The 1038-nt window shown below is 64.3% G+C and carries 2 protein-coding genes; both read right to left on the bottom strand.

The features are described 5' to 3' along the window. On the bottom strand, positions 1–551 hold a 551-nt coding region (locus EOA86_RS35925), incomplete at its 3' end, for a cytochrome c oxidase assembly protein (protein ID WP_128345771.1). Next, a complete protein-coding gene (locus tag EOA86_RS35920; RefSeq protein WP_065009325.1) occupies positions 548–928 on the bottom strand; it encodes a hypothetical protein in 381 nt (126 codons plus the stop codon). The genes EOA86_RS35925 and EOA86_RS35920, both read right to left, overlap by 4 nt. Between the last annotated feature and the right edge of the window lie 110 nt (positions 929–1038).

Here is a 1038-nt window from a genome sequence, read left to right as displayed (position 1 = left end):
GCGCCGACCAAAAGCATGATTACGCCGCCAAGTTCCTGATCCTGCTGCGCGGAAAGCGCGACGCCGAAGCAGCTTATCTCGCCCGTCCCGTAAAGCGGCCTCGGGGTCAGCGCCAGCAGCGCCCCGAGCAAGGTCATATGGATGGACGTCAGAAGCAAGGCGAAGGCGCCGGCGGCATTGCCTGTGATGTCCGAACCGCGGCGCGGCAGGCAGGTCAGCCACAGGAACAGCCCGGCGGCGAGGAACATGGCCTGCTCGATGGCGGTCGCAAACAGCGAGCTTTGCGCCAGCGTCCGCAAGGCCGGCGCGTGCCAGGACCAGACAATGATAAGCTCGACGAGGGAGGCGGGGAGGGCGAGGGGGAACGCCCGGTTTGAATCTGGTTTCGGGCGGAGCGGGATGCCAATCGCCATCAGCGGCGCAGCGATCGCTACCACTCCCATATGCGCCAGCATGTGCGCCGAAAACGAATCCCGCCAGGCATCGAGCAGCGGTCCGACCCAGACCAGGGCGAGGACGAGGAGACCGAGGATGAGGCAGGCGCGTCTCACCGGATACACCCCGTCAGGAATAATGCGGGCATCGCGGTGAAGATCACGGCGATGAAGCTGAGACCCGAGAGCAGCAGCGTCGCAAAGCCCTGGAACAGGGTCCGGTCGCGTCTCGTCGGATCGTCGTGCGGCGGATCGTCTGTGCCGAAGCCCCATTGCCGCCAGGCGAGCCATGCGGATAGCGCGATGAGCGAGAGGGCGATCAGAGTGGCGGCGGCGATGCCCGCGCGCACAGCGCTGAAACTCAGCCCGATAAGTTCGGGCTTAGCGCAATAGACCGCCGCGCCGATGTAGCAAACGAGGAAATGCGCAGCCCACACCACGGGCGCGGTAAACAGCGTCCAGAGCGTTTCAATCTCTTTCGGGATGAGCCGCATCGCCGCCTCACATCGCTGCCGGAAAGAGGCCAATGATGGCGAAGGTGATGACGGCGGAGACCAGCAGAAAATGCCAGTAGAGCACCACGTTGCTTAGATCCATGTCATGC

The organism is Mesorhizobium sp. M5C.F.Ca.IN.020.32.2.1, assembly GCF_004023105.1.
Classification (GTDB): Bacteria; Pseudomonadota; Alphaproteobacteria; order Rhizobiales; family Rhizobiaceae; genus Mesorhizobium; species Mesorhizobium wenxiniae.
Note: the sequence above shows the minus strand (reverse complement) of the source record. Positions and strands in the feature narration are given on the sequence as shown.

Coding starts and splice junctions, on each gene's coding strand:
- EOA86_RS35920 (WP_065009325.1), bottom strand. CDS start 928: ATGCGGCTCATCCCGAAAGAGATTGAAACGCTCTGGACGCTGTTTACC.